This is a genomic window from Parabacteroides sp. CAG:2 (assembly GCF_000436315.1).
Taxonomy (GTDB): Bacteria; Bacteroidota; Bacteroidia; order Bacteroidales; family Tannerellaceae; genus Parabacteroides; species Parabacteroides distasonis.
The window spans coordinates 132379-154028 of the sequence record NZ_FR885330.1; the positions used below are offsets into that span (position 1 = coordinate 132379).

Sequence of the window (21650 nt, forward strand, 5' to 3'; positions counted from 1 at the left end):
GGAAGAGCCCCGTCGCTTGGTTCGTAAGATAGCCGGGCATATCTGTGCCGTGACCAAGAAAGTGGATGAGATGGTAGAGGCCCGCAAGAAAGCGAACCGCTTGACCGATATGCGGGAAAAGGCGATCGCTTACCACGACTCGGTAGCCCCTTATTTGGATGAGATCCGTGACCATATCGACGATCTGGAGCTGATGGTGGACAACCAGATGTGGCCGTTGCCGAAGTATAGGGAACTCCTGTTTATCCGATAAAAAACACCAGTACTGGCGTTGCCTTGCGCCAGTATCGGCATAGCCTCACACTGATATAGGCGCAGCCTTACACCGATACTGGCATAAGGCTACGCCTATACTCCCGTTTACCACTTCACATAAGAAGCATTCATCAAGAAGTCATAATCATGTTTCATCGCTTGCAACGGTGTCATATTATAACGCTCTTGCTCAATGAAGTAATCCTCTAATCCGGCTTTCTCCGCCACAGCGAATAAGGATTTGAAGTCTACGATTCCGGCGCCCATCTCTGTGCTGCCCTTTCCATCTGCGTTCGCGTCTTTCAAGTGCCAGTTGGCGAAACGACCGGGATAACAGTTCACGTAATCATGACATTTAAAACCGCCATACACTAATTGAGCCGTATCGATCTGGAAAGTAACCAGCCCTTTGTCCGTATTCTCGATCATCACGTCGAACGGGATCTTTCCTTCCAACTCATGGAATTCATCCACATGGTTATGGAAAGCGAAACGCAACCCGTTCGCCTTTGCGATCTCACCACATTTATTAAATTGATCCGCTAAACGCTTCACGTCCGAAAGGCTCTTGATATCTTTGGAGGGATAACCCGCCTGAACAATCCATTTACAGCCTACCTCTGCCGTATCGGCGGCATTCTTTTTCCAGAAGTCCCATCCCTTGGTATCACCCTCCGCCAGCAAACCGCTTCCGGTATGGGAACCTACCATACGGGCACCCAGATCCGCCAGATATTTCTTCATCTCGGCCGGGGATTTCCCATAGAATTTGCCATCCCGGTAACCGGCGGCTTCCATCCGTTTATAACCGATATCCACCAAAGCCTTCATCGTACCGTCAAAATCCGTCTTCAAGTCGTCCCGGACACTATACAACTGTACACCTATCGCTTTCTCTTTCTTAGCCAAGATAGAGGCAAAGCCGTTCGGTACTACACTCAGCGCAGCCACAGCGGCACCCGCTTTCAAAAAATTCCGTCTCGTTATCATCATACTATTCTTTAAGATTAACGGCGCTAAAGGTAGCAAAATTATTTCTACTTTCGCGCACATTTAAACAAACGATCATGCAAGGAACAAAAAATCTGACCGAAGGGGTCATCTCCCGGCAACTATTCAATCTGGCGATGCCGATCATGGGTACCTCATTTATCCAAATGGCCTATAGCATCACCGACATGGCTTGGGTAGGCCGGTTGGGAAGCGAGGCCGTAGCCGCTATCGGCGCCGTTGGTATCCTTACTTGGATGACGAACTCGATCTCTTACTTGAATAAAGTAGGCTCGGAGGTGAGTGTCGGGCAAAGTATCGGGGCGCAAAACGTGGAAGATGCCCGAGGATTCGCTTCCCATAACCTAACGATCGCCTTGATCCTCTCGCTTTGCTGGGGATTCTTGCTATTCGTCCTCGCTCGTCCGATTATCGGCTTCTACAAACTGGAGGAACCGATTGCGTTGAACGCCGTGGAATATTTGAGAATCGTCGCTTCCGCATTCCCATTTATCTTCCTCTCGGCGGCGTTTACCGGGATTCATAATGCCTCGGGATTGAGTAAGATTCCATTTTATATCAGCGGAACAGGTCTTTTACTGAATATGGTGCTAGATCCTTTATTTATACTCGGCTTCCATTTGGGTACGGCAGGTGCGGCTTGGGCTACGTGGATCTCCCAAGCGGTGGTTTGCGGACTATTCGTCTATCAGCTAAAATGCCGCAATAAATTGTTCGGTGGATTCCCTTTCTTTGTCCGTTTAAAGGAACGCTACACCAAGCGGATCTTCCAATTGGGCCTGCCGGTAGCGTTATTAAATACGTTCTTCGCGATCATCAATCTTTTTATGGCCCGTACAGCTTCCACCTACGGAGGGCATATCGGTTTGATGACGCTTACGGCAGGTGGACAAATGGAGGCGATCGCATGGAACACCTCACAAGGCTTCAGTACGGCCCTCTCCGCTTTCACCGCCCAGAATTACGCCGCACACAAGAAAGAACGTATCCTGACCGCTTATCATACGACGCTTAAAATGACTTCGATCATCGGCGTGCTCTGTACCTTGCTATTCGTCTTTTACGGTAGCGAGGTCTTCTCACTGATCGTGCCGGAGCAAGCCGCTTACGAGGCTGGCGGCATATTCCTCCGGATCGATGGCTATTCGATGATCCTCATGATGTTGGAAATTACCACGCAAGGCATGTTCTACGGTACCGGCCGAACGGTTCCACCGGCGATCATCAGCATCTCGTGCAACACCCTGCGCATACCTTTGGCCATCGGGCTGGCGGCAGCGGGACTGGGTATTACGGGTGTTTGGTGGGCGATCAGCCTTTCCAGCATGCTAAAAGGTATCGTCGCTTTCATCTGGTTCAGTATCTTACAGAAGAAGATCTTGTAAGCGGAACAATTCTTACCGATTTTCCGTACATTCGCGATTAAAATGACATTCAATAAAAAAAACAACCTATATGGATAACAAATTCAAACCGGAAACCCTGTGTGTACAGGCCGGTTGGCAACCCAAGAAAGGAGAACCCCGTGTCCTCCCGATCTATCAAAGCACGACATTCAAGTATGAGACGAGTGAGCAGATGGCTAAATTGTTCGATTTGGAGGAAAGCGGCTATTTCTATACCCGCCTTCAAAACCCGACAAACGAGGCTGTAGCCGCCAAGATCGCGGCGTTGGAAGGTGGCGTGGCTGCCATGCTGACCTCATCCGGGCAGGCCGCTAGCTTTTTCGCTTTCTTCAATATTTGCGAGGCTGGCGACCATATCGTAAGCGCAACCAGCATTTATGGAGGTACTTATAATCTACTGGCCGTTACCTTGAAGAAGCTGGGAATCGAATGCACGTTCGTAGATCAAGACGCGAGCGAGGAAGAGATCTCCAAGGCGTTCCGCCCGAACACGAAAGCGATGTTCGGCGAGATGATCTCCAATCCGGGCGTTATGGTATTGGACGTGGAGAAGTTCGCCCGCATCGCCCATAATCATGGCGTACCCTTGATCGTCGATAATACGTTCGCCACGCCGATCAATTGCCGTCCGTTCGAATGGGGAGCGGACATCGTCACGCACTCCACGACCAAATATATGGACGGCCATGCCACGAGCGTAGGCGGTTGTATCGTGGACAGCGGCAATTTCGATTGGAAAGCGCATGCCGAGAAGTTCCCGGGACTTTGCCAACCGGACCCTTCTTACCACGGATTGACCTATACCAAGGCATTCGGGAAATTAGCGTTCATCACGAAAGCGACTAGCCAACTGATGCGTGACCTTGGAGCGATCCAATCCCCGCAAAACGCATTCCTATTGAATCTGGGATTGGAGACCTTGCATCTTCGTGTACCGCAGCATTGCAAAAACGCCTTGGCGGTAGCGCAGTGGCTACAGAAATGTGATAAGGTAGCTTGGGTTCATTATCCTGAATTGGAAGGCAATCCGTACCATGAACTCGCCAAGAAGTATCTACCGAATGGCTCTTGCGGCGTATTATCCTTCGGATTGAAAGGTGGACGTGAGGTGGCGATCAAGTTTATGGATAGCTTGAAACTCGCCGCTATCGTAACTCACGTAGCGGATGCCCGTACTTGCGTGCTTCACCCGGCCAGTCATACGCACCGCCAGTTGAGCGATGAGCAATTGATAGAGGCTGGCGTAGCTCCGGACTTAATCCGCTTCTCTGTAGGTATCGAGAACGCCGATGATATCATCGCCGATATCGAGCAAGCGTTGAATAAATAAGACTTCAGTGCCACGCTGATGGCACACCCATGTCATCGGCATGGCACACCCGTTCCATCAGCGTGGCACACCTGCTTCTCCAGCATGACACTGCTATAAGTTCCTAGATAGGCAGGAATCTCCCCAGACGCACCACCCAATTTGTCGTAATCCTCCCTAGGCTCGTTACCGGATGTTCCTCACGCAACAAATCCTCACGGAACTCACGAAGAATAAGCCAATCCGCCTGTTTCACCCAATGCCGGAAAACCGGATTCTCCACATGGCTTTCCGAAATGGATAATAACGCATCCAGATCAAAACAATCAGCGACAACGCCTGCGCCAGACAAAGAGGCATCGTAAGCATTGCAAGCTTGCTCAATATGTGTAGGAACCATCAATACAGGTTTATTCAGATACATCGCCTCACATACGGATTCGAACCCGGCGGTCGTAGCATAAGCCTTCGCCCCCGACATATAACGTAGAAACAACGTATCATCCAGCTGATGGAAAGAAAGGCAATCGTCTATTATCACCTCGGCTCGCTGATCTTTCTTATCCCAAAAGAAATGCATCGGAACCGAAGGATGACGGGAATGCCAAGAACGGATCTCCTCACTAAACCCGCTATTCAACAAATAACCATGCAAATAACTGCCGTTCGAGGGAACCGCATCCAAGACTTCTTGCCTTAATAAAGGAGGAACCACGACTATTCCTCCCAACGGCGCCTCACGCATCTTCCGAAAAGACAAGGCTAATTTTTTGACGGAGCCTATCGCCGTTAATCTCGTAAAAAATCGTAGCGACGCCAACGACAATGTGCTCTGCTTCGGGAAAACGAAGTCCGGATGCAAGAATAGATATTGATGGGCGATACATACCATCGTCGCTTTCGGACGGAAAAGTAAGTAAGTCAGCCCCGTCAGCAGCTCGTAGAAATTCACGACAACATCCGCATCCGTCTGCCGAATCATCCGGTCGATATAACGGATACTTCCCATGTATTTGTGCAGACGCAATACATTATATAATACGCTACGCATCAAACTCACTTGTTTATTCTTAGCCGTCGGTAAAAAATTCGGACTCTCAAACGGATATACCGGCGATTGTATCTTATTCAAGAAGAAATCCGGCAAACGGCGGGCCGGACTTTTTCCTACCAACACACCAACGATCTCATGTCCTTCGGCCATCAATTTCTGGCGTAAGGATAACGCTTGGGTCAAGTGCCCACGTCCCTCACCTTGTATGATAAACAGGATTTTCATACGGCATCCGCATATAGTTGTACATTATTATATGTAACAATATCCCACTCTCCTTGTTCATCCTCCACGAGAGCGGTCATGCTTTCCACCCAATCGCCGGAATTTAGATAATGCACATTACCATACCATACGTTCGCCGCTTGGTGAATATGGCCGCAAATAATCCCATCCAAATGCTTGGCCTCCGCTAAGCGTACCAACTCTTTCTCAAACTCCGAGATATAAGAGACCGCACTTTTCACCCGGTGTTTCACCTCTTGGGATAAAGAGAAATAAGGTTTTCCTTGCCGCTCTCTACGATGATTGTAAACCTTATTCAACCACAATAAAAAAGTATACCCCACATCCCCAAGCATGGCAAGCCAACGCATATGGGTCGTAACCGTATCGAAAATATCGCCATGTGTCACGAAATAGCGTTTTCCTTGTCTCGTCTTCAGCAAATAATCCTTTACGATCGATATATTGGAGAACTTAAAAGGAGCCAAGCTGTCGAGAAAATCATCATGGTTCCCCACTACATAGATAATCTCCGTACCCCTTTTCTCCATCATCTTCATCAATACCTTAAAGAAATCGGTATGCTTTTGTTTCCAGCGTTTACCGGATTTCTTCAATTGCCAGCCATCGATGATATCACCATTCAGAATCAATCGATCGCAATCTACGTGCTTGAGAAAATGGGTGACCTCCTCCGTCCGGGAATGTTCCGATCCCAGATGGATGTCCGAGAGGACAATAGTCGGATAGTACTTTCTTAATATCATCTTTTCCTTGTTTAAGATGATACAAAAGAACACCTTCGGTATTACAAGTTCACGACAACCTAGTGAAAAAGACATAACAAAAAGGCCAGCTCTTCACAAAGCCGGCCTTTTCTCGTTTAACTTTAAATATTAAAAAATTATGATGACATTTTACTTTACCTATTCTTCTGATTGAGTAGCCTCGTAAGCCTTTAACAACTTCTCTTGTACATCGGCAGGAACTAACTCGTAACTAGCGAACTTCATCGTAAAGGAAGCACGTCCGCCCGTAATGGAACTTAGTGAAGTAGAATAGTTAGACATCTCTTTCAAAGGAACTTTCGCCAATAGTTTCTCAAATCCCTTCTCGCTATTCATACCCATAATCAAGGCACGGCGTCCTTGCAAGTCACTCATCACATCTCCCAGATAATCGGCAGGAACGGAAACCTCGACATCGTAAACAGGCTCCAAGATCTTAGGGCCAGCCTCCTTGAAGGAAGTACTGAAAGCATTACGTCCGGCAAGCATGAAAGAGATCTCATTACTGTCTACCGGGTGCATCTTACCATCGTATACGCAAATACGCACGTCGCGAGCATACGAACCCGTCAACGGCCCTTGCTCCATACGAGCCATGATACCTTTTAGGATAGCCGGCAAGAAACGAGCGTCGATAGCACCACCAACGATACAGTTTACGAACACGACTTTACCACCCCAATCCAAATCGATTATTTGAGTATCACGAACATTCATCTTATACTCCTGTCCGCCGAAACGGTAGGTATCCGGAGCAGGCATACCTTCATAATAAGGCTCGATAATCAAGTGAACTTCACCGAACTGGCCTGCGCCACCAGATTGTTTCTTATGGCGGTAATCCGCACGGGCCGCTTTCGTAATCGTCTCACGATACGGGATCTTCGGCTCCAGATATTCGATCGGCAATTTATCATTATTCTCGATTCTCCATTTCAATGTACGAAGATGGAACTCACCTTGACCGGAAACGATTGTCTGCTTCAATTCCTTGGACTGCTCGATTACCCATGTCGGGTCTTCCTCGCGCATACGTATCAAGATTTCCATCATCTTCTCGGCGTCAGCCTCATTCACCGGCTTGATAGCACGACGATATTTCGGATCCGGATATTTAATGAAGTCGAAACGATAATCACAACCCTTTCCGTTCAATGTATTACCACGGCGAACATCCTTTAACTTAACGGTCGCTCCAATATCACCCGCCACCATTTCCGTAACCGGGGTACGAGTTTGTCCGGCTACCGCAAATAACTGTGCGATACGCTCCTTGGAACCACGATCGGCATTCATCAAATCGTCACCTTCTTTTACTTTTCCTGATATCACTTTAAAATAGGAAACCTGACCAATATGAGGTTCCACGGTAGTCTTGAAGAAGAACAAGCTAGTAGGACCATTCGAGTCCGGAGTCACCTCTACGCCTTCCGTAGTAATCAGACGAGGCATCTTGTCGGTACAAGGAACCACGTTACCCAAGAACTCCAACGTACGACGAACACACATATCACGACCGGCACATACGCAGAATACCGGGAACATACCGCGAGTAACCAAGCCCGCACGGATACCGGCACGCATATCATCCTCGCTCAAGGCACCTTCCTCAAAGAATTTCTCCATCAAAGTATCATCGTTCTCAGCGGCGGCTTCCACCAAGGCTTGATGCAACTCCATCGCCTTATCCATTTCCTCGGCGGGGATTTCCAATACATCAGGAACTCCACCTTCCGGTTTCCAACGATACATCTTCATTTTTAATACATCCACCACGGCATTGAAAGAAGAGCCGCAGCTAATCGGATATTGGATCGGAACGATCTTACTGCCCCAACGGTCTTTCAACTGGGCGATGGTTCCCTCATAGTCGGCTTTATCATTATCAAGCTGATTGACAACGAAAATCACCGGTTTATGAAATTGTTCAGTATACCGGAACTGGTTAATGGTTCCAACCTCAACACCGTACTGGGCATTCAATACCATCAGTGCCGTATCCGTGACATTCAGAGCGGAAACAGCTCCTCCCACGAAATCATCCGAACCCGGACAATCGATGAAATTCAGCTTCCGATCCTGCCACTCAACACTGAAAACGGTTGAGAAAACTGAGTATCCATACTCTTTCTCAACCGGGAAATAATCGGACACCGTATTTCCTGCCTCAACGGAGCCGCGACGTTTTATAACTCCACCCTCGTAAAGCATAGCTTCAGCGAGAGTGGTTTTCCCAGAGCCCGAACTTCCCAAGATAGAGATGTTCTTAATTTCATTTGTTTGGTATACTTTCATGATATCAGGATTTATTTGAGTTTAACAATACGTTTATTTGGCGTGAATCACTTTCACGAGGGCGCAAATTAGAGATTGTAAAGGAAAAAAGCAATTATCGCCCGGTGTTTGAGAACTATGTTGTGCAGCAGCAAGGTTTTTTGAAATTTAAATTATATCTTTGTGTAAAGATATAATTGTGTCCATACAGATGGCAGGTTTATACATCCACGTTCCTTTTTGCGCCAAGCGGTGTTTATACTGTGACTTTTTTTCCAATACGGAGATGAAGTATAAAGAGCCGTATATAAACGCACTTATAAAAGAGATGGAATTGCGGAAGGGATATATAGGAAACGAAGCATTAGAAACCATTTACTTCGGGGGAGGCACCCCCTCTCAATTAGACGAGAAGGATTTTGGCAAGATATTCGAGGCCATCTATCGTCATTTTGATGTAGCCGAGCAAGCGGAGATTACCTTAGAGGCGAATCCGGATGACATGAAACGAGAATATGTATCGCTTCTCCGTAATTATCCTTTTAACCGGGTCAGTATGGGTGTACAGAGTTTTCATCCGGAAGATTTGCGTTTTCTGAATCGTCGCCATGACCGGGAACAAGCGATTAAAGCAGTAGAACTATGCAAGGAATATGGGATTACAAATATCAGTATCGATTTGATCTACGGACTCCCCAACCAAACGCAGCAAGCATGGGAAGAGAATTTGCGACAAGCGATCCGGTTGGATGTTCCCCATCTTTCCGCCTACCACCTCATTTACGAGGAAGGTACCGCACTTTACAAATTGCTGGAAGCGGGAAAAGTGACCCCCATAAACGAGGAGTTAAGCGTCTCGTTCTTTTCCACATTAATAGATCGGTTGGCAGAAGCAGGCTATTTGCATTACGAGATATCTAATTTCGCCCGTCCCGGGTTCTTCTCCAAGCACAATAGCTCCTACTGGACCGGAAAGAAATATCTAGGCCTCGGTCCTTCCGCCCATTCTTATAACGGGATAGACCGGGAATGGAATCCATCTTCTCTACCTATATATATAGAAGGTATAGAAAATGGGCATCCGACAATAGAATCCGAGGATTTAGACCTATGCACCCGGTACAACGACTTCATCATCACCGGCCTTCGAACCATGTGGGGAGTCTCTTTCGCTGATATCCAGACAAAATTTGGCAGGAAGCTCCTTTCTTATTGTCAAAAGCAAGCTCAACCCCATATCAACCAAGGTCTCTTATTACAAACCGGTGACAAATTGATTTTATCCAAGTCAGGAATCTTCGTTTCCGACGGAATCATGAGTGATCTACTTTGGGTATAAAAATTAACAAAACCACCACTTTCTCCAACAAACCTGTTAGTTAAAAGTACATTTCCTGCACATTTTCACGATTTTTGAGAAATAAAACGACGCATATTAAAAAACTATTACATATATTTGCAGCATCAAAAACAGCAAACAGTGCCATATTTGTATATAATATCAGGTTGCAACGGAGCAGGAAAAACAACAGCTTCCTTCACGATTTTACCAGAAATGCTAAAATGTAGGGAGTTTGTTAACTCAGACGAGATAGCCAAGGGACTTTCCCCTTTTAATGCAGACAGTATAGCCGTCGCCGTTGAAGCTAGTCGTATTATGTATAAGCGGATAAAGGAACTCATCGGTGCTGGTGAGACTTTCGCAATGGAAACTACGCTGGCCACCCGTTCAGTCGCAAACCTGATACGGGAAGCACAAAGGGAAGGTTATTATGTTACATTGCTTTACTTCTGGCTGAATACGCCGGATCTAGCTGTGGAACGTGTGAAAATGAGGGTAGCCGCCGGAGGTCACAATATTCCGGAAGCAACGATACGGCGTCGGTATGAGGCCGGTATCCACAATTTATTCGAGCTATACCTTCCTATTAGTGACTATTGGATGATAACTGATAATTCGATGTCTCCCATGGAAGTGATCGCCAAGGGATTCAAGAATGATAAAAGGGAAGTGTATAATCTAGATATTTTTACAAAACTTGAACATCATGAATGAGCAAGAAGTTAGAGAATTCGAAGAGAATATAGTAAAAGGTGCAAATATAGCTTTTCAGCGTTTGGTGAATCAGAAGAAGAAGGAAGACGGAGAGTTGGTATTCTCTCGTAACGGTCATATCTTCAGAGTCAAAGCTGTTGATCTTGACAAGATTTATTAAGTTATAGATATACATATACAAAAAGAGGAGACGTATCTTTCAAGGATATGTCTCCTCTTTTTGGCTTTATAGAAAAAGGAACTTAGGTTCATGGGCGAAGTATGTTAACATACTTCGGCATTTCAGTTAACATACTTCGCCCACGAAGTTAACTTACTTCTCTATCTTGAGAATTCCATCTCGTTCAATAAATAACCGGCTCCGGCATATTTATCGATTACGAATAGGACATAACGGATATCTACGATAATACTGCGTTGATAATCGGGCAGATATTGGATATCCCCTCCTACTCCTTCCCAGTTACGGTCGAAATTGATACCGATTAACTCTCCTTGTCCATTCAATACCGGACTACCGGAGTTCCCTCCCGTTGTATGGGTCGTAGCACAGAAGGCAACCGGCATTTTACCGTTAGGCATCTTATAAGGGCCAAAGTCTCCTGCTTGATATAATTCCTTCAAACGAGTAGAAACCACAAATTCCCAATTCGTAGAATCCTCCTTCTCCATGACGCCGTCTAAAGTGGTTTGATGACCATAATAATCGCAATCACGAGGACTGTAACCTTTCACCTGCCCATAAGTCAGACGAAGCGTAGAGTTTGCGTCCGGAAAACTAGCCAAGTCTCCATACATCGCTAAAAGTCCTTTCACATACGCACGATGGGCGATCGCATATCCGGCATCAAAATCAGCCAAGGCCTTATCTAACGCCTTTTTCTCATCCTTTACGGATTGTGCGAACAGAATCATCGGATCTTCTCTCAAAGTTTTGACAGACGGATGCTCCTTGAACGCATTGAAGTTCTTCTCACTACCATAGATCGATTTATCAAACAGATAATCAACGAATTTATCCACATCCCCCTTAAACTTGCTATCGATTACGGAAAAATAAGCCGGCTGCGACTTCGGAGCGACCAAACGCCTATATTCCTTTAACATGACTTTTGCTATCTTCTTATCAACCATCGGCGCATAATCCTTATCAGCGAAACGGTGGAAAGCCCTCTCCAATTGAGTGACCTGTTTTTGCTGCTCGGAACGATCTTTCCCCTCCAAAGCCTCACAAACAGTCTCGATATCGGTCGGAACTTTGGAGAACTCGATGCCACGGCTCAATGCCTCATCCAACATCCAACTACGGAAACGCAAATCCTTACGATCATTAACGATCTGCTCCAATGTCAGAAGCGCTTCCGGATAAGCAGGCTCACACATCTTCTTCGACCAAGCGATCAAACGATCCTGCTCATCGTTTTTCACCTGCTCAAAATTACGTTTGTTGATCGCCCAGTTACTACCGATCGCATTCTTATAAGCGTTCGTAGAACCTGCATACTTACTAGCGTATTGAATCCGGACTTGCGGATCTTTCAGCATTTCTTCCAGCATCGCCTCTTGACGGAGATTACGGATATTAATACGTACCGCATTATCTATATCCCGACGTTCAGCTACCTCCCATGAGGTATAGTATTTATTGGTACGGCCGGGGAACCCCATGATCATGGCATAATCGTTCTCCTCCACACCTTTTAAAGAAAGCTTTAGCCAACGTTTCGGACGAAGCGGGACATTGGTTTCCGAATAAGGTGCCGGATTTCCGTTCGCGTCGGCATACACACGGAAAAGAGAGAAGTCTCCGGTATGGCGAGGCCACATCCAGTTATCCGTATCCGCCCCGAACTTACCGATAGAGGAAGGGGGAGCACCGACTAAACGGACATCCGAATAGATCTTCTTGGTAAACATATAGTACTTATTACCTCCATAAAAAGCCTTGATCTCGACTTCCGTACCGGGGTTATCCTGTAAGAACTTCTCACCTACTTTCGCTTTAGCGAGGCCATTCAAGTACTTAGCGGACAAGAATTCCATGCTGTTCGGATCCGTGATCTTTTTCAGTTCCGTCCTCACATAATCCGTCACGTCGTCGATCTTATCGATAAAAGTAACCGTCAATCCCGGATTCGGAAGCTCCTTATCACGAGACATCGCCCAAAAGCCGTCCGTCAGATAATCATGTTCCAAGGTACTATGCCGTTGGATGCTACTATAACCACAATGATGATTCGTCAGCACCAACCCGTCCGGAGAGATCATCTCGCCCGTACAACCACCGCCAAAACGAACCACGGCGTCTTTCAAGGAAGGAGCCTCGGCGCTATACACTTCCTGATCGCTTAATCGCAGACCAAGGGCCTGCATCTCCGCAAACTTTTGTTGCTTCAATAAAGGGAGCAGCCACATGCCCTCATCGGCCAAGACCGGAAACGCCAATATAGCGGCCGCTACAGATAAAAAGAGTTTCTTCATGTATTTGAACTATTAAAAGGATGTTTTGTCAACATTGAATTATAATAACGGCGATCTCCACTTACCTCCTTACCAAGCCAAGCCGGTTTCTCAAAAGGCTCGTCCTCAGACGATAACTCGATCTCCGCAAGGATCAACCCTTCATTCGCTCCGTGGAAAACATCGACTTCCCACGTATGGCTGCCTCTGGGAACCAGATAACGAACCTTGTCGATCGCACCCGGCTCGCAAAGTTCCAACAACCGCTCGGCATCCACCAGAGGAATCTTTTGTTCGAACTCATAACGGCTCAAGCCTTTCTCATCCGAAGCGCCTTTGATCGTTAGGAATCCCTCCTCTCCCCGGATACGAATACGAACCGTACGTCCGGGCTGTGAGCAAATATATCCCTGCACGATACGGGTGGAGCTAACAGCCTCCGGTAAGAAATCACCGGAGACCAAGAATTTCCGTTCTATCTCAATGGCCATGTTTCGAGGTATCAGCCTTAATCGTTACCATCGTCGCACCAAAGCCATATTCGCGGAAAGAAGCGTCTTGAAAATAATGTTGCTTATAATGGGTCTTCAAATCCTTCTCGATCGCCTTACGCAGTACACCATCGCCTTTTCCATGGATAAAGACAATCTTCTGTCCGTTATTAAGAGCGTACTGATCCATCACCTCACGGAATTTTCCCAACTGGTACGTCAGCATATCCGCATTGCTCAATCCATTCGTATTATCCAACAATTCGGTTATATGCAAATCGATCTCAAGGATAGCGCTATTCGTCGGCTTCTTTTTCACGATTTGCCGGGGAACCCTACGTTCCTCACGAACCTTTTGCTGCATAGCTTCCTTCAACTCCGCCGCAGAGACCAATAGTTCTCTCTCGGGCAAGTCATTGCGGATAATCGGATAAATCAAGGCATCCTCCTCAAAGAAATCATTCTCCATAAAGCAGTGAAGCTTGTAGAACTTAACCGTATCCAAGCGCAACTCTACAGATACGGCGTTTTTCAACGAATAGGGTTTATCCTTCTTGAAAGCGATCAGTTGCACGCAGATCCTTTCCAGATCATTCAACTCCGGCTTACCGAACTCCTCTAGGAATATTTTCGTATTCGGCTCGATAATCCCGTTATAACGACTTGTCCAGCTATTATTCGTTCGGTTCATATAATTGAAGAACAAATAGTAATTGCTATCATTCACGAAATACGTCTCATAGCCACATTGCTGAAACGCCTTCGGATCGACCGGGAGATAAGCCAGATACACATTCAGACGCTCTCCCTCCGGTGTCTCCTCGACCTTTTCCTCTTTGGGTTCAGGCTTCTTTGGGGAAGGAGTCTCTACCGGAGCCTGTACTTTCGGGCGATTCGAGCTATGCACTTGCATATCATTGCCCCCAACCACGACACATTCCTTGATCAAGGCAGGAACCTCAAACCCATCCTCATCCTCAACCAACACTTGGTCCTTTCCACGGAATCCACGTACGACTCCACCTCCCACACTATTCAGGAAGCGAACTTTATCACCTATTTGAATACTCATATTCTATACCTTATTATATTATGCGCACAAAATTAGGGAATAATCCGCGAATCCGAAACCTATTTACTACTTTTGCACCCGGAATCCGTACAAACGGATGTTTTTTAACAGGACAGAAGAAGTAATGAAGACGCAAGAAATACGTATTGAAGATTATAACTATTCGTTACCGGACGAACGAATCGCGAAGTTCCCATTGCCTAAAAGGGATGAGTCCAAACTTTTACTCTACCGTAACGGGGAAATAAGCGAAAGTATCTTTAAGCATATCACGGATTATCTTCCCCAAAACACCTTGATGGTATTCAATAATACCCGGGTCATACAAGCCCGCCTACTTTTCCAGAAAGAGACCGGCGCACGCATCGAGATTTTCTGTTTGGAGCCCATCGAGCCTCATGATTACGCCTTGATTTTTCAAGAGACCCGACGCTGTAGCTGGACTTGCTTGGTTGGCAACCTTAAGAAATGGAAAGAAGGCACTTTATCCAAAACGATCTTCATTAAGGATGAACCGGTCGTGCTGACAGCGGATAAGAAAAAGTCTCATGGTGACACACATTTGATCGAATTCACTTGGGATAATGAGGCTTATACGTTCGCCGATATCTTGGATGCCGCCGGGGTCTTGCCGATTCCTCCTTATTTGCACAGGGAAACAGAGAAGAGCGACCTACAGACCTATCAAACAGTTTATTCTAAGATAAAAGGCTCCGTCGCCGCACCGACCGCCGGACTTCATTTCACTCCGGAAGTACTTGCCGATATAGATGCTCGGGGCATCGGGCGGGAAGAAGTCACCTTGCATGTCGGAGCGGGTACCTTTAAACCGGTAAAAAGCGACACGATCGAAGGGCACGAGATGCACACGGAATTTATCTCCGTCCGCCGCAGTTCCATCGAACGTATCAAAAGCAACCTTGGAAATATCATCGCCGTAGGAACGACTTCCGTACGGACCTTGGAAAGTCTCTATTACATGGGCGTGATCCTAGATAATAACCCGGAAGCGACTTCCGAAGATCTCGTCGTAAAACAATGGATGCCTTACGACATGAATAACAACCGGCTGACAGCGGAGCGTTCCCTTCAAAACATCCTCGATTATCTGGATAAGCATGATGCGGATACGCTGGTAACGGCTACGCAAATCATCATCGCCCCGGGCTATGAGTTCAAGATCGTAAAAGGAATCGTCACCAACTTCCACCAGCCCAAAAGCACCTTGCTCTTGCTGATCTCCGCTTTCGTAAAAGGAAACTGGAAATCCATCTATGAGTATGCCTTAGAGCACGATTTCAGGTTCCTGAGTTATGGGGATAGTTCCTTGTTATTGTAACAGACATACAATAAGATCCCATACAATTCGTTATATTTGCACGAATATATTCCAGATTGAATGAAAGCGCATTTTACTATATATGTTTTATTTTTGCTTATCGTATCTTCCTTGTATTCCTGCAAATCGGCGAAGTTGAGCGATGCCGAGGAGAAGCAGCGTATCGGGGAATACTATGAGGCAGCTGCCATTTATCGTAAGGTTTACACGAAAACATCCCCGAAGAAAAGGGATTTGCGCGGCTATATCGCTTACCGTATGGCCGAATGTAACCGGTTGATCAATAATACGGCGAAAGCGACTAGCGCCTATATGAACGCCATCCGCTATGATTACCCCGATAGCACCGTCTACCTACGCATGGGACAGATGTTACAGAAGACCGGACGTTATCCGGAAGCGATCAAGAACTACGATATCTATATGGAGAACGATCCTAGCAATTTATTAGCCATCAACGGCATACAAGGATGCGAGTTAGCTCCCGGATGGAAAAAGAACCCTACCCGCTACGAGGTAAGACGCATGGATAAATTCAATTCCCGCCGGGGAGAATTCAGTCCGATGCTGGCCGGAGATAAATACGACCAACTATACTTCGCTTCTTCCCGCTCGAAAGACAAAGACGCGAAAGTTAGCGCCATCACCGGGCAAAATAACAATAACCTCTTCCTTGTCAAGCAAGACGAGAAAGGGGCTTGGCTAGCTCCCGTAGAGCTCGAAGACGAGGTGAATACGGAATACGACGAAGGAACCCCCTCTTTCTCCCCCGATGGAAACACGATGTATTATACCTATTGCGCCCAAGATCCGGAAGGCCCTCGTACCGCCGAGATTTACATATCTACCCGAAGCAGCGCTAAATGGGGAAAAGGAACCCGTGCGACGATCGTAAAAGACTCGGTTACCGCCCTCGGTCATCCTTCCATCTCGCCGGACGGCAAATACTTGTATTTCGTATCCGACGCCGTGGGCGGTTTCGGTGGCAAGGATATTTTCCGTGCCCGGGTAGCGGGAAACGATTTCGGCCCGATGGAGAACCTAGGAGAAGAGATCAACACCCCGGGAGACGAGATGTTCCCGTATGTCCGGGATTCCGTCACCCTTTATTTCGCGTCCAACGGACATCCGGGAATGGGTGGTCTCGATCTGTTCAAGGCCACGCAAGACAGTACAGGGAAGTGGAAGGTCGAGAACCTAGGCGCTCCCATCAACTCTATGGCAGACGATTTCGGTATCACCTTCGCCGGAAAAGAGGAACGGGGCTTCTTCTGCTCCAACCGCAACGACGCACGGGGCTATGACCATATATATTCCTTTGAACGGCCTACGATCACCATCTTCATCGAAGGAATCGTAAACGATGTCGATGAATATCCGATCGAGGACGCTACCGTACGCATCGTCGGAAAAGACGGACTGAACGTGAAAGTCCCGGTCAAGAAAGACGGTACCTATCGTGTCGAGTTGGAACGGGACATCCGTTATGTCATGATGGCCAGCGCCCGTGGTTACCTCAACCAGAATTACGAGTTGCATACCGGCCCCGAGGAGAAAAACGAGACGTATATCGTGGATTTCTTTCTCTCTCCGATCAGCAAGCCGGTTGTTATCGATAACATTTTCTACGATTTCGATAAAGCGACCCTTCGTCCGGAATCCAAGAAAGCTTTGGACGAGATGATCAAGATGCTGAACGATAACCCGAACGTAACGATCGAACTGGGTGCCCACACGGACCGGAAAGGTACGGACCAGTATAACGAGCGTTTGGCTCAACGCCGTGCGCAATCGGTCGTGGATTACCTAATAGCGGGAGGTATCGAGGCGGCTCGTCTGGAAGCGAAAGGATATGGAGAAAGCGTTCCCAAGACGATCAATAAGAAGATGGCTAAACAATTCGATTTCTTGAAAGAAGGCGATGTGCTTACCGAGGAATTCATCCTTGCCCTGCCGCCGGAACAGCAAGAAATCGCCGACCAGATCAACCGCAGAACGGAATTCAAGGTCTTACGTACAAACTATAACTTATTTTGAGGGAGCAAAGAGCGTGATCTCCTTAAAAGAGACCGGCCAATCGATCGCACTCATCAGCACATCGAAGGACAGGCGTTGCTGATAAGAGACCGAGGACTCCCTTGAATACAAGTCATGAGCTACCAAACCGATCATCATCTTAACCTTATAATGCAATTCCTTGGATAGTACCAAGCAGGCAAGTACACTCAAATCTCTCGCTTCTTCCCAATCCCGATCCGCAAAACACATCTCCCTTTGAAGTGCCGGATAATGACGAGTCCGCATGATCAGATCCGGATCACGGACCTCACACGCACCTTCCACTACATCCAATAATATACGACAGACAGCCAAACGTTGCTTTTTAATTACCTCCATATACGTTTCCCTCAAACCGGACCGTTCACCTTGTTCGGTATTTCTATATGCTACAAAAAAGAAGCGTGGGAACTGTTAATCTACTATTCGAAACTGAGGCATCGCCAAACACCCATCGGACAAATAATAAACAACAGCCCACGCCTTATTACGTATACTATTAGGCAGTATATATAACAAGCGTGAGCGTTTAGTTGCCTATTATCTCTGTCCGACTTGAAACTTGGCGATTTTCAGTTCCAAAGATAATATCTTAAACGCTTATCGTAATCACACTTTGATTCATAAACCCTTGAATTTCCACAAGAGTTTACTTTATCGATACAAATATAACGCTTTTTCTCATACATCATATGGATTTATTTTTCTCTTTTAAAATCTATTGGGAAAAGATAGCGTATACTCTCTAGCGATAAATTCTTCCACTATAAACAAGATGCTTCCGTGAGTAAAAAAGAGAGGCGCATATACATCCTATTTATGTATATACGCCTCACCATTATGTGGATATTTCCAAATCCGGAACTTTCTTCCTTATTTACTCTACCGAGAACTTATAAATACACTCACTCGTATATTTCTCGCCCGGACGAAGCACTACGCTCGGGAATGCCGGCTGGTTCGGGCTATCCGGGTAATGTTGAGTCTCCAGACATAGAGCGCCACGATGCGGGTAAACCACACCTAACTTGCCTTTATCACCCGCTTTCGTCATTGAGTTACCGGCATAGAATTGAAGACCCGGCTCGTTGGTGTAAACTTCCATAACGATACCGCTTGTCGGAGATACAACTTTAGCGGCTACCTTATTGATATCGCCGGCGGCGTTCAATATCCAGTTATGATCGTAACCACCACCGTAAACCAATTGCGTAAACGGATTGTCGATATCAGCGCCTACCACTACCGGTTTGCGAAGATCCATCGGCGTGCCTTCCACGGGTTCGATACCGGTCGGGATCAAAGTCTCGTCCACCGGATTATATGTATCCGCGTCGATCATGATCGTATGATCCATGATTTGCGAGCCGGGAACACCGGAAAGATTAAAATAACTATGGTTCGTCAAATTCACGACAGTAGGTTTATCCGTCGTCGCCTCGTATTTAATATCAACGGCGTTATCATCCGTCAGCTTATAGATCACCTTGATATCCAGATTACCGGGGAAACCTGCCTCACCGTCTTTCGATAGATAAGTCAACTCCAAGGTTTGGTCATCGATCTGTTTCGCGTCCCAAACTACCGCGTGATATCCTTTCGGACCTCCATGCAAACAATGCCCGTTATTATTCTGTGGAAGTTGATACTCCGTTCCGTCCAACGTAAACTTACCATTCGCGATACGGTTGCCATAACGTCCGATCAAACCACCATAGTTATTATCCGGAAAAGCTACATACTGAGCGATATTATCATACCCAAGCACAACATCCGTCATCTTACCGTTCTTATCAGGCACCATCACGGAAACCAAGCGTCCGCCCCAATTCGTTACGCAAGCCTCAGCCCCTTTCTTATTCTTCAACACATACAAAGCAGTCGGCTTACCATCTACCTCAGATACAAAATCCGACTTCATCAAACCAGAAAGAGTGGCCTCTTCCGTAGCCGCCCCCTTCTCATTCTTACCTCCGCATGACAATAACATACACATTGCCATGACCGCAAAACAAAGTTTTTTCATCTCTTTCCTTTAAAATTAATAAATGTTATTCTTCGGGCAAAGATACGCATTCTATCCACATGAGGTCCAATATCCTTACGCATTTTCTCGGGAATCCTTACCGATTTCTACTCGAAGTACTACACCCTTCCTCTTGACATCTTAATCATCCACCAATTGGTAGATGATCATGCAACAGCCGTTGGAAGATCATGCAACAGCTGTTAGATGATCATCCAACAGCTGATAAATAAGCTAGACCTTCATACAAATCCCCTAATACCTCCCGAAGAAACAGCCAAGGATACATGAAGAAACCGTTTGAATCCTCAACTGATTTCATATTTTGACCCGTTATTCTAGTATAATACGATTCACTTTTGTACATTTGCACACTATTGTAATAAGTGAGTAATGAAACAATATTTAGAGCTGCTCAATAGAGTGCTTACCGAGGGAGTTAGAAAAGAAGACCGGACGGGTACGGGAACGATCAGCGTATTCGGTCATCAGATGCGGTTTAATCTGGAAGAGGGATTCCCGCTACTCACTACCAAGAAGCTGCATCTGAAGTCTATCATCTACGAATTGTTATGGTTCCTGAATGGAGATACCAACGTAAAATATCTGCAAGATCATGGCGTACGCATCTGGAACGAGTGGGCCGACGCGGATGGTAGCCTTGGGCATATATACGGTTACCAATGGCGGTCATGGCCGGATTATAAAGGAGGATCTATCGACCAGATCACCGAGGCCGTGGAGACGATCAAGCATAACCCGGATTCACGACGAATCATTGTAAGCGCATGGAACGTGGCGGACTTAGACAACATGAACCTGCCTCCTTGCCACGCTTTCTTCCAGTTTTACGTGGCGAACGGACGGTTGAGCCTACAATTGTATCAACGCAGCGCGGATATTTTCCTTGGCGTTCCGTTCAACATTGCCTCCTATGCCTTGTTATTACAAATGATGGCACAAGCTACCGGCCTTAAAGCCGGAGATTTTGTTCATACGTTGGGAGACGCCCATATCTACAGCAACCATTTGGAGCAAGTTAAGTTACAATTGACACGTGAGCCACGTGTGTTACCCCGTATGGAGATCAACCCGGACGTAAAGAGCATCTTCGATTTTAAGTTCGAGGATTTCAATTTGACCGGATACGACCCGCATCCCCACATCAAGGGAGAAGTGGCTGTCTGAGAATTGGCAGTTGACGATGGACAGTTGACAGTTAATTCATAAATCATAAATTACAAATCATAAATCAATAAGTCTATGAGTACAATTTCTATCATCGCAGCAATCGCAGATAAAAGCGCGATCGGAAAGAATCAGCAATTATTATGTCACATGCCTTCAGACATGAAGCGTTTCAAGGAATTAACCACGGGACATGCGGTAATCATGGGACGTAAGACATTCGAGTCTCTCCCTGTAGCGCCACTGCCCAATCGGAAGAATGTCGTATTGACGACTATGCCCGAAGCTGGTTTCGTGAATTGTTTCGCTTGCGAGTCTATGGGGGCCGCTCTGGATTTATGTGAGAAAGAGGACGAGATATTCATCATTGGCGGCGCGTTGGTCTACAGACAGGCTTTGAGAATAGCCGACAAAATGTATATTACCCGCATCCATCATGAGTTTCCCGACGCTACCTCGTTCTTTCCCGTCGTAAACTGGGACCTTTGGGAAGAGACTGAACGTGAGGAGTATCCCGCAGACGAGAAGAACCCTTACCCCTACACCTACATCACCTACGTGCGCAAAAAATAAACATTAACGTACGTTTTACAACTTTTTGCTCTTTCTTTGTATCTATATAGGAAAGGTTTATTGTT

Annotated in this window: 18 protein-coding genes and 1 pseudogene; 10 read left to right on the forward strand and 9 right to left on the reverse strand. The window is 46.5% G+C overall.

The window, feature by feature from the left end; translation table 11 throughout:
• Positions 1-253: pseudogene (locus tag QVP94_RS18630) on the forward strand (glutamine synthetase type III); the annotation flags it as partial.
• A 107-nt stretch (positions 254-360) separates the two neighbouring features.
• Here the strand turns inward: QVP94_RS18630 and QVP94_RS18635 are convergent.
• Positions 361-1248, reverse strand: a complete 888-nt coding sequence (locus tag QVP94_RS18635; protein ID WP_288213318.1) for a TIM barrel protein — start codon at positions 1246-1248, stop codon at positions 361-363.
• 74 nt (positions 1249-1322) lie between these two features.
• Here QVP94_RS18635 and QVP94_RS18640 point away from each other — a divergent pair, with 74 nt between their 5' ends.
• On the forward strand, positions 1323-2651 hold the full coding sequence (locus QVP94_RS18640; RefSeq protein WP_005858825.1) for an MATE family efflux transporter: 1329 nt from the start codon (positions 1323-1325) through the stop codon (positions 2649-2651).
• Positions 2652-2721: 70 nt separating this feature from the next.
• Positions 2722-4002 (forward strand): O-acetylhomoserine aminocarboxypropyltransferase/cysteine synthase family protein, encoded by a 1281-nt coding sequence (locus QVP94_RS18645; RefSeq protein ID WP_005858827.1) that lies wholly within the window; start codon positions 2722-2724, stop codon positions 4000-4002.
• A 103-nt stretch (positions 4003-4105) separates the two neighbouring features.
• Here QVP94_RS18645 and QVP94_RS18650 read toward each other — a convergent pair whose 3' ends face one another.
• From QVP94_RS18650 to fusA2, 3 genes are all read right to left on the reverse strand, one after another.
• Entirely contained in the window at positions 4106-5260 is a 1155-nt protein-coding gene (locus QVP94_RS18650; RefSeq protein ID WP_005858829.1) for a glycosyltransferase family protein, read from the reverse strand.
• Positions 5257-6027, reverse strand: coding sequence for a UDP-2,3-diacylglucosamine diphosphatase (locus tag QVP94_RS18655; protein ID WP_005858831.1), 771 nt, complete (start codon positions 6025-6027; stop codon positions 5257-5259). Before QVP94_RS18655 ends, QVP94_RS18650 begins: the two co-directional genes overlap by 4 nt.
• 159 nt (positions 6028-6186) lie before the next feature.
• Positions 6187-8343 carry an elongation factor G2 gene (fusA2, locus tag QVP94_RS18660; RefSeq protein ID WP_005858833.1) on the reverse strand — a complete coding sequence of 719 codons (2157 nt, stop codon included), beginning with the start codon at positions 8341-8343 and terminating at the stop codon, positions 6187-6189.
• Between the two features lie 190 nt (positions 8344-8533).
• Between fusA2 and hemW the strand changes: the two genes are divergently transcribed.
• The 3 genes from hemW (at position 8534) to QVP94_RS18675 (ending at position 10538) form a co-directional block, all read left to right on the forward strand.
• On the forward strand, positions 8534-9661 hold the full coding sequence (gene hemW, locus QVP94_RS18665) for a radical SAM family heme chaperone HemW (protein ID WP_005858860.1): 1128 nt from the start codon (positions 8534-8536) through the stop codon (positions 9659-9661).
• 117 nt (positions 9662-9778) lie between these two features.
• Positions 9779-10378, forward strand: a complete 600-nt coding sequence (locus QVP94_RS18670; protein ID WP_005858862.1) for an ATPase — start codon at positions 9779-9781, stop codon at positions 10376-10378.
• Complete coding sequence (locus QVP94_RS18675) at positions 10371-10538, forward strand: DUF8506 family protein (protein WP_005858864.1); 168 nt, start codon at positions 10371-10373, stop codon at positions 10536-10538. The genes QVP94_RS18670 and QVP94_RS18675 overlap by 8 nt, the downstream gene beginning before the upstream one ends.
• Positions 10539-10699: 161 nt before the next feature.
• Here the strand turns inward: QVP94_RS18675 and QVP94_RS18680 are convergent, their stop codons facing one another.
• Genes QVP94_RS18680 through QVP94_RS18690 form a run of 3 tightly spaced genes read right to left on the reverse strand, consistent with a single transcriptional unit; the run spans position 10700 to position 14401 of the window.
• Positions 10700-12859 (reverse strand): S46 family peptidase, encoded by a 2160-nt coding sequence (locus tag QVP94_RS18680; RefSeq protein WP_022193209.1) that lies wholly within the window; start codon positions 12857-12859, stop codon positions 10700-10702.
• Positions 12856-13329, reverse strand: a complete 474-nt coding sequence (locus tag QVP94_RS18685) for a CYTH domain-containing protein (protein WP_005858868.1) — start codon at positions 13327-13329, stop codon at positions 12856-12858. Before QVP94_RS18685 ends, QVP94_RS18680 begins: the two co-directional genes overlap by 4 nt.
• A complete protein-coding gene (locus QVP94_RS18690) occupies positions 13319-14401 on the reverse strand; it encodes a DUF2027 domain-containing protein (protein WP_005858870.1) in 1083 nt (360 codons plus the stop codon). Before QVP94_RS18690 ends, QVP94_RS18685 begins: the two co-directional genes overlap by 11 nt.
• Positions 14402-14525: 124 nt before the next feature.
• Here QVP94_RS18690 and QVP94_RS18695 point away from each other — a divergent pair, with 124 nt between their 5' ends.
• Both QVP94_RS18695 and porE read left to right on the forward strand, forming a co-directional pair.
• The gene (locus QVP94_RS18695) at positions 14526-15740 is read left to right on the forward strand and encodes an S-adenosylmethionine:tRNA ribosyltransferase-isomerase (protein WP_022193210.1); all 1215 of its coding nucleotides are present in this window, start codon (positions 14526-14528) and stop codon (positions 15738-15740) included.
• Positions 15741-15800: 60 nt separating this feature from the next.
• Complete coding sequence (gene porE / locus QVP94_RS18700) at positions 15801-17777, forward strand: PorE family type IX secretion system protein (RefSeq protein ID WP_022193211.1); 1977 nt, start codon at positions 15801-15803, stop codon at positions 17775-17777.
• Here the strand turns inward: porE and QVP94_RS18705 are convergent.
• Both QVP94_RS18705 and QVP94_RS18710 read right to left on the reverse strand, forming a co-directional pair.
• Positions 17769-18137 carry a hypothetical protein gene (locus QVP94_RS18705; RefSeq protein ID WP_005858880.1) on the reverse strand — a complete coding sequence of 123 codons (369 nt, stop codon included), beginning with the start codon at positions 18135-18137 and terminating at the stop codon, positions 17769-17771. The two genes, porE and QVP94_RS18705, sit on opposite strands and share 9 nt — an antisense overlap.
• Before the next feature lie 538 nt (positions 18138-18675).
• Positions 18676-19824 (reverse strand): aldose epimerase family protein, encoded by a 1149-nt coding sequence (locus QVP94_RS18710; RefSeq protein WP_022193212.1) that lies wholly within the window; start codon positions 19822-19824, stop codon positions 18676-18678.
• A gap of 393 nt (positions 19825-20217) precedes the next feature.
• Here QVP94_RS18710 and QVP94_RS18715 point away from each other — a divergent pair, with 393 nt between their 5' ends.
• Together QVP94_RS18715 and QVP94_RS18720 are read left to right on the forward strand one after the other, a co-directional pair.
• Positions 20218-21012 (forward strand): thymidylate synthase, encoded by a 795-nt coding sequence (locus QVP94_RS18715; protein ID WP_022193213.1) that lies wholly within the window; start codon positions 20218-20220, stop codon positions 21010-21012.
• Positions 21013-21087: 75 nt separating this feature from the next.
• Positions 21088-21585 (forward strand): dihydrofolate reductase, encoded by a 498-nt coding sequence (locus tag QVP94_RS18720; RefSeq protein ID WP_005858889.1) that lies wholly within the window; start codon positions 21088-21090, stop codon positions 21583-21585.
• The last annotated feature ends 65 nt before the right edge of the window (positions 21586-21650 follow it).

Coding starts and splice junctions, on each gene's coding strand:
- QVP94_RS18635 (WP_288213318.1), bottom strand. CDS start 1,248: ATGATGATAACGAGACGGAATTTTTTGAAAGCGGGTGCCGCTGTGGCT.
- QVP94_RS18640 (WP_005858825.1), top strand. CDS start 1,323: ATGCAAGGAACAAAAAATCTGACCGAAGGGGTCATCTCCCGGCAACTA.
- QVP94_RS18645 (WP_005858827.1), top strand. CDS start 2,722: ATGGATAACAAATTCAAACCGGAAACCCTGTGTGTACAGGCCGGTTGG.
- QVP94_RS18650 (WP_005858829.1), bottom strand. CDS start 5,260: ATGAAAATCCTGTTTATCATACAAGGTGAGGGACGTGGGCACTTGACC.
- QVP94_RS18655 (WP_005858831.1), bottom strand. CDS start 6,027: ATGATATTAAGAAAGTACTATCCGACTATTGTCCTCTCGGACATCCAT.
- fusA2 (WP_005858833.1), bottom strand. CDS start 8,343: ATGAAAGTATACCAAACAAATGAAATTAAGAACATCTCTATCTTGGGA.
- hemW (WP_005858860.1), top strand. CDS start 8,534: ATGGCAGGTTTATACATCCACGTTCCTTTTTGCGCCAAGCGGTGTTTA.
- QVP94_RS18675 (WP_005858864.1), top strand. CDS start 10,371: ATGAATGAGCAAGAAGTTAGAGAATTCGAAGAGAATATAGTAAAAGGT.
- QVP94_RS18680 (WP_022193209.1), bottom strand. CDS start 12,859: ATGAAGAAACTCTTTTTATCTGTAGCGGCCGCTATATTGGCGTTTCCG.
- QVP94_RS18685 (WP_005858868.1), bottom strand. CDS start 13,329: ATGGCCATTGAGATAGAACGGAAATTCTTGGTCTCCGGTGATTTCTTA.
- QVP94_RS18690 (WP_005858870.1), bottom strand. CDS start 14,401: ATGAGTATTCAAATAGGTGATAAAGTTCGCTTCCTGAATAGTGTGGGA.
- QVP94_RS18695 (WP_022193210.1), top strand. CDS start 14,526: ATGAAGACGCAAGAAATACGTATTGAAGATTATAACTATTCGTTACCG.
- porE (WP_022193211.1), top strand. CDS start 15,801: ATGAAAGCGCATTTTACTATATATGTTTTATTTTTGCTTATCGTATCT.
- QVP94_RS18705 (WP_005858880.1), bottom strand. CDS start 18,137: ATGGAGGTAATTAAAAAGCAACGTTTGGCTGTCTGTCGTATATTATTG.
- QVP94_RS18710 (WP_022193212.1), bottom strand. CDS start 19,824: ATGAAAAAACTTTGTTTTGCGGTCATGGCAATGTGTATGTTATTGTCA.
- QVP94_RS18715 (WP_022193213.1), top strand. CDS start 20,218: ATGAAACAATATTTAGAGCTGCTCAATAGAGTGCTTACCGAGGGAGTT.
- QVP94_RS18720 (WP_005858889.1), top strand. CDS start 21,088: ATGAGTACAATTTCTATCATCGCAGCAATCGCAGATAAAAGCGCGATC.